Source organism: Citrobacter sp. wls827, assembly GCF_005280875.1.
In the GTDB taxonomy this organism is placed as follows: domain Bacteria; phylum Pseudomonadota; class Gammaproteobacteria; order Enterobacterales; family Enterobacteriaceae; genus Citrobacter; species Citrobacter youngae.
In genome coordinates this window covers 99432-106413 of sequence record NZ_SZWR01000021.1, presented here as the reverse complement: position 1 = coordinate 106413, position 6982 = coordinate 99432, and the positions used below count along the sequence as shown (strand labels likewise).

Here is a 6982-nt window from a genome sequence, read left to right as displayed (position 1 = left end):
AATGCGGCGCACCGACGCGCCGCCAACTCAGGAATTAAACGTTCAGAAAACTGCCAAGACGATAACCGCGCTCCGCAATAGCGTATTTCAATGACGAAGACGTCAGTACGTCAAGCTCAGTTAAGCGGGGGTAACAGTAGGCACTTTGTCGAATGATGTCATCGATAAACGCCGGATGACACATCACTTCCAGCGAGGACTCTCCCCGGTCTGCGGACGCGTCCAGCGTCTGCAAAAACAGGGCCTCAGAAATCGCGTCGCCATAAAACTCACTGCTAAATCCCTGGGAGGTACGCAACGTTTCCGGTAAATCGGACGCCTGGAACACTGTCTGCCGATCGATCCGCAACGCAACCCCTCTCTCCGCGGCAAAACTGGCGACAATCGGGAAAATCTGCGGGAACATATGCACGTGGTGATGACTATCCAGATGCGTCGGCTCCCGCCCGAACAGGTCAATAAAACGCTGATACTGTGCAGCCAGCTCCCGAGAAATCTCTTCCAGCGGCAACGTTTCTTCCTCTGCCATCTGCCAGATCCATTTCCCTAACACACCGTCACGCGTCAGACCCGGCATAGCCGTTAACGGTTTGCCGAGCGTCAGGACAAAGTGCATCCCAACGGCAAGCTCCGGTATATCGCGACTAAGCTGTACCGCATGCTCTATCGCCTCGCCATTCACCAGGGCCGTGGTTGAGGTGACAATGCCATTGCGACAGGCTTCAACAATGCCGTAGTTTTGTCCTTTGCTCAGGCCAAAATCATCCGCATTCACAATCAGTACGCGTTCCATAGCCAACCTCAGTTAGTGTTGTTCGCTTTTAAGTTTCTCGATGCATCCGGCGAAATTTGGCAGCCATTTTTCATGCGCCAGAATCAGCTCACGGGCAAGAATTTCAGCATCAGTGTCGGAATGCACCAGCGGGCTCAGGTTCAACGCCAGCAGCACATCATTCAACTCGCCGCTCAGTGCTGCGTTGCTCGCCGCCACTTCAAAACCTTTAATGGTATAGATAAGCCCCAGAACCTTTTCATCGAAATGGGTGATACGTGGGTGCGGAGTTGCACCATTGCGCCCCAGCGTGCAGGTCATCTCAACGGCCCAGTCCGCAGGAATATTATCAACATGGCCATGATGAGGAATGTTGACGTAATGTTCGGTCTGTTTGTCGTTGTAGATAGCATTGATGACTTCACACGCGGCATCAGAGTAATAAGCCCCGCCACGCTGTTCCAGCTCTTTCGGCTTAACATTCAACTCAGGATTTTTATACAGATCAAACAGTTGCTTTTCTACTTTCTGTACCACCTGTGCGCGTGCACCACCTTTGTAATATTCGCCCATTTCAATCGCCAGCATCTCTTTTGGCTTGAAGTAGTACAGCAAATACGAGCACGGCAGCAGCCTCAGTGAACGAATCAGCCCTTCACTGAACGGCAGATCGAAGATGTTCTTCACGCCAGAGGCTTTCAACTGACCCGACGCAACGCCGTCCAGCAGTTCATCAAAGCGTGACACACCGTTGACCAGAACATCCTTAATGAAGACCATATGGTTCAGACCAAACAGATCGATGGATAAGTCATCGCTCTCTTTCAGCGCCAGCACGTCGCTGATGAACATTTTCATGCCGATCGGAATATTACATACCCCGATGAATTTCTTGAAATTCGTATGGCGATAAACCGCCTCAGTCACCATCCCGGCTGGGTTAGTGAAGTTGATCACCCACGCATTCGGGCACAGTTCTTCCACATCTTTCACAATATCAAAGATAACCGGAATGGTACGCAGGCCTTTGAACAGCCCGCCAGCGCCGTTGGTTTCCTGCCCCAGATACCCGTGGCTCAGCGGAATGCGTTCATCCTTTTCACGGGCTTGCAGTTGCCCAACCCGCAACTGGGTAGTAACGAAATCAGCATCTTTCAGCGCTTCGCGGCGATCCAGCGTTTTATACACTTTCATCGGGACGCCAGCTTTATCAATCATGCGCTGGCAGAGGTCAAAAATAATGTCCAGCTTCTCTTTACCACCGTCGACATCCACCAGCCACAATTCAGAGACCGGTAATTCATGATAACGCTTAATAAAGCCTTCAAGTAATTCAGGGGTGTAGCTGCTCCCGCCACCGATAGTGACGACTTTTAATTTCTGGCTCATAATTTCTCCCTTCAGTGTAAAAACACTGACACGTATTATGCTCAACCCATTCGTCAGGTATAGCGTGGCAGTCCCGGCGCTATTTTGGGCAAGCTATAAAAATTGGTTATTGGTAAATAAAATTTACTGATTAAATTCCGTTAATTTCTTACGATAGCTATTTGGTGTAAACGACGTCAGCTTTTTAAACGTTTTAATAAACAAGCTCGGACTACTGTAACCAGACTCATAGGCAATATCAGTTACAGAATAGTTAGTCATTTCCAGCTGTTTTTTAGCAAAATTAATGCGGATTTCATTAATAATCTGCATTGGCGTTTTACTGTAATAACGCTGGGTTGCACGGGTCAGATACTCCTGGGATTTTGCGGACAGGTGTACCATATTTTCCAGCGCATTTTCGCTGAACTGCCTTTTGTCATGCATGCTTTCCACGGTAGTTTTAAGCCATTGTGGAATATCATCCAGCACCTGCTCTTCCCGATGATGGCGTAACCGATTAATAATATAGAAGGTGACCACTTCTACAAATTCATCCAGTCCGCTTTCACGAAAGTTCAGTGATGCTATAACCGTTTCGATGTAGGTAAGAAACGAGCTGTTCGCCCGATACACCTGCGATGCGACAAAACAAAATGGCAGCAACGGGTGGTAGTGCTGTTCAAAAAAACGTTTACTGATACCAACGTTAAGAATTCGCGTCGCGCCGAAATCATAGAAACTTTGGTGATGCGATCCCAACGGGATAAAGACAAAGTCTCCGCGCTCAAGCAGTACACGCTTACCGTTGATTTCCTGATAGTAACGTCCAGTTAATACAAGGGTAAATTCGTAGTAATCATGCTGATGCAGCCCACTGATACTCTCAGTTTTGTTATAGATGAACACATGAAAATTTTTGCCATTAAAAAGCTGCTGCTCATAGACGGTTTTGATTTCCGGTGCGTTAATCTGTAGCTGCATTCTGCACTCCTCGCTATTTCAGCTTCTCGTGAAGCTCAATCAGTTCTGCCACCAGTTCACGTGCCAGCATCGACGTCATCAGGTGGTCCTGTGCATGGACCAGCACCAGGCTGACTTTCATTTTACCTTCACCCTGATCGCCTTCAATCAGTTTAGTCTGGACAAGGTGTGCTTCGTTCAGCGCCATGCGAGACTGTTCCATCATGGTCTTCGCTGACTCAAAATCACCCTGTTTGGCCATTTTGAGCGCGCCATACGCCAGGCTACGCGCCTGACCCGAGTTGATGATGAGCCCCATCACCACTTCTTCAAGCTCTTCTGCTTCTGACTGCGTGTCGACGATGTTCTCGATATCCAACATACTTTTTTCCTCTGGTTCAGTCCGGCATGGCCGCATAGCCATGCCGGATTAAATTTAGAATTTCAATGCGTTAGCGATATCTTCTTCGCTTTCTTCTTTATCAATGACGTTCTGAGCTTTGTTGGCGACGACCACAAATGGCAGGTACACCAGCGTTGCGATGCCAAGGTTAAACAACGCGACCAGCAGAGCAGCGACGCTACCGTTGGTGTTAAAGAATGCGCCCAAACCGGTTGGCATAGTCCACGGTGCAATGTTGGTAATTGGTGGAATAATGCCTGTGTAATAAGCGGCCAGGGTAATCGCTGCCAGAATCGGCTGAACCAGGATGAATGGAATAAACATAACCGGGTTCATGATAATCGGCAGACCGAACAGAATGGGTTCGTTAATCTGGAACAGACCTGATGGCAGTGCCAGTTTTGCTACCTGACGATAATCAGCGCGACGAGATGCCAGGAAGATAGCAATAATCAGACCCAGCGTTGCCCCACTCCCTCCCAGGAAAATATAGGAGTCCAGCATCGGCTTCGCCCAGACGTGGAACGTCTTACCCGCTTCCAGTGCCGCGTCTACGGAACCAAACTGTTGGTAGATAGAGATGTTTTCCAGCGCCCAGGGGGTCATGATACCGCTGTCCAGTGCAGTCAGTGCCAAAGAACCGTGAATACCAAAGAACCACAACAGCGGAACAAAAATCACGTACGCCCAACCCACCACACTACCCAGTGACGCCAGCGGAGTTGAAATGGAATCCATGATGATCTGGTGGAAGTTCGTTCCCCAGGTGTTCAACGCCCAGGCGATGATCCCCATAATAGAGAGGATAATGAAGCCAGGAATCAGTGCAGAGAAGGAGCGAGAAACAGAAGCCGGAACGCTATCAGGTAATTTAATAACCCAATTACGATGCACGACGAAGGTGAACATTTCCGCGACCACTAGGCCGATAATAATACCGGAAATAATGTTCGCACCGCCCAGCCAGTTAGCACCCACGGCATAGGCTTCACCCACACTGTAAGGTGTGACTGTCATAAATGCGGCGACAGATAATAAACCAGCAGCCAGCGCATCGACCTTGCGTTCTTCCGCCAACGCCATACCGATAAAGAATGGCGCCATCAATGACATAATACCAAGCGTACCGTTATAGACGTTCCCACCGATGCCTTTTAAACTATTTAGTGTTTCAATAGTTGAAGCATCAAGTCGAATGCCCATGGAATAAAAAAACGACCCCTCCCCAAAGCTCAGGAAAACGTTATTGATTAATACAAACATAGCCCCTGCGAGGGTTAACGGCATTAAACGAATAAAACCGTTTTTGATTGCATTAACGTGTGGCTGCTTTCCAATTTTTACAGCAAAAGGAAGGAGTACCTTTTCAAGTGAAGCAATAGCGTTACTCATAGAAAAATACCCTTAAATACCGCAATTAACAATTGCGGTGAATGTTAATGAAATAACTCTTTGACGGGAAAATTTAAAATAATTAATTTGCTGCGGCTTTTTTAATTGCTGCAACTGCAGCCTTAAGCACGCCTAAACCATCGACTTTGCCATACAACAGCGAGTCAATCACTTCTACAGGTTTGTTGGGTAACAAACGCTGAATTTCGGGCAACATATAAGCAATCTGTGGACCTAATAACACGACATCGGCTACTGGGCCTTTTTCTCCGGCCAGCGTTTCGGGAAACGCTTCAATGATAACCGGCACTTCGTATTTTTCAGCCTGAGCACGCATCTTCGAGACCAACAAAGAAGTCGACATGCCCGCAGAACAAAACAGATAAATGTGTTTCTTTTCCATTAAAACGATCCTCATGTGCGATTATCTGTGTACCAGACACTCCGCAAGCCATAACCTGCATCCATGCTCTGGGTAACTTGCGTCAGCTAAATTACTTTTTTAGGTGGCTGAAATGAGTATACGGGATTGCACCCGCGGATGGTATTTCATTGACCAACTAAATTGTCTCTCCTTGACCTGTGGTTATGACACCCCTCACACTTCGGGCAAATAATTCGCGACAATAAATAAGATCGCGTGACAGAAAAAAACCGGCACAGCGGCCGGTTCGTCAGAGTGCTCAGGCAATAAACAGTTGTTACTTCTTCGCTGCCTGCGGGTCGGTGTCGTACTCCGCACAGGTCTGGTAGCCGGAATTAATCACGTGCCCAGTATCATCTAATGCAACAAAATAGGTCTCTGCTTTACCATCTCGTTGACCCAGGATGTAGGTCTGACATGTACCACGCGCATGGATCATGCTGACTTCAGAAGAAGGTTTACCGGCAATCTGCGCCACTTGCGCCCGGCTCATCCCTTTCTTCACATCTTTCACCACGGGCTGCACAAATTGGTCTTTAGTACGATCGTAAGCCGTACAGCCTGCCAGCATAGTCAATACCGCCGCTGCACTCAGAATTCCTGTTAGATTCTTGTTCATATTCCGTCCTCTTGTTTTTCAGCGTGTTATATAAGCCTGGAGCACAACAACGCATTTTTCAAGCTGTCAGTTGATACTCGGGTCATTTCAGAAAATTCTATCAAAACAAAATGATGTTATATCCGGCTGCATCCCTTGTCGTTTGGACGTCAACGCGTTAGCTTTAACACATCGTTATTTTTGATCATTTTATTTTCCATAGGGGGTTAAATGACTCTGCAGCAAGAGATAATCCGGGCACTTGGCGCCAAACCACATATTAATGCAGAAGAGGAAATTCGCCGCAGCGTGGATTTTCTGAAATCGTACCTCAAAACCTACCCTTTCCTTAAATCGCTGGTGTTAGGGATTAGCGGCGGACAGGACTCAACCCTGGCCGGAAAGTTATGCCAAATGGCGATTTCCGAGTTACGTGAAGAAACGGGTAACGATGCTTTGCAGTTTATTGCCGTGCGACTGCCTTATGGTGTGCAGGCCGATGAACAGGACTGTCAGGACGCGATAGCGTTTATACAACCTGACCGTGTACTCACCGTCAACATCAAAGGCGCGGTATTGGCCAGCGAGCAGGCATTGCGCGAAGCAGGTATTGAACTGAGTGATTTTGTGCGCGGCAATGAAAAAGCCCGCGAGCGTATGAAGGCACAATACAGTATCGCCGGAATGACCAGCGGTGTTGTCGTGGGTACCGATCACGCCGCAGAGGCCATTACCGGATTCTTTACCAAATATGGCGATGGCGGCACTGACATTAACCCAATATTCCGCCTCAACAAGCGTCAGGGTAAGCAGCTTCTTGCGACATTGGGTTGCCCTGAGCATTTATACAAGAAAGCGCCAACCGCCGACCTCGAAGACGATCGTCCCTCTCTGCCAGATGAAGCCGCATTAGGCGTTACCTACGACAACATTGACGATTATCTGGAAGGAAAAACGTTGAATGCCGACGTTGCGAAGAAAATTGAAGGCTGGTACGTGAAAACAGAACACAAACGTCGCCCACCGATTACGGTGTTTGACGACTTCTGGAAAAAATCGTAA

Annotated in this window: 8 protein-coding genes; 1 reads left to right on the top strand and 7 read right to left on the bottom strand. The window is 48.1% G+C overall.

The window, feature by feature from the left end; all coding sequences use genetic code 11:
• Positions 1-34: 34 nt before the first annotated feature.
• The 7 genes from chbG to osmE all read right to left on the bottom strand — a co-directional run bounded on the left by chbG (position 35) and on the right by osmE (position 5941).
• Complete coding sequence (chbG, locus tag FDX03_RS17605; protein ID WP_101741715.1) at positions 35-793, bottom strand: chitin disaccharide deacetylase; 759 nt, start codon at positions 791-793, stop codon at positions 35-37.
• Between the two features lie 12 nt (positions 794-805).
• Positions 806-2161: a 6-phospho-beta-glucosidase gene (locus FDX03_RS17600; RefSeq protein ID WP_048211884.1), complete on the bottom strand. Its 1356-nt coding sequence runs from the start codon at positions 2159-2161 to the stop codon at positions 806-808.
• Between the two features lie 123 nt (positions 2162-2284).
• Positions 2285-3124 (bottom strand): transcriptional regulator ChbR, encoded by an 840-nt coding sequence (chbR, locus tag FDX03_RS17595; protein WP_005120798.1) that lies wholly within the window; start codon positions 3122-3124, stop codon positions 2285-2287.
• 13 nt (positions 3125-3137) lie between these two features.
• The gene (gene chbA / locus FDX03_RS17590; RefSeq protein WP_061067779.1) at positions 3138-3485 is read right to left on the bottom strand and encodes a PTS N,N'-diacetylchitobiose transporter subunit IIA; all 348 of its coding nucleotides are present in this window, start codon (positions 3483-3485) and stop codon (positions 3138-3140) included.
• Positions 3486-3539: 54 nt separating this feature from the next.
• Entirely contained in the window at positions 3540-4898 is a 1359-nt protein-coding gene (gene chbC, locus FDX03_RS17585; protein WP_040233680.1) for a PTS N,N'-diacetylchitobiose transporter subunit IIC, read from the bottom strand.
• An 82-nt stretch (positions 4899-4980) separates the two neighbouring features.
• A complete protein-coding gene (gene chbB, locus FDX03_RS17580) occupies positions 4981-5301 on the bottom strand; it encodes a PTS N,N'-diacetylchitobiose transporter subunit IIB (protein WP_003832547.1) in 321 nt (106 codons plus the stop codon).
• A 298-nt stretch (positions 5302-5599) separates the two neighbouring features.
• Positions 5600-5941: an osmotically-inducible lipoprotein OsmE gene (gene osmE, locus FDX03_RS17570; protein ID WP_003030621.1), complete on the bottom strand. Its 342-nt coding sequence runs from the start codon at positions 5939-5941 to the stop codon at positions 5600-5602.
• A gap of 210 nt (positions 5942-6151) precedes the next feature.
• Here osmE and nadE point away from each other — a divergent pair, with 210 nt between their 5' ends.
• Positions 6152-6982: an ammonia-dependent NAD(+) synthetase gene (nadE, locus tag FDX03_RS17565; RefSeq protein ID WP_048211886.1), complete on the top strand. Its 831-nt coding sequence runs from the start codon at positions 6152-6154 to the stop codon at positions 6980-6982.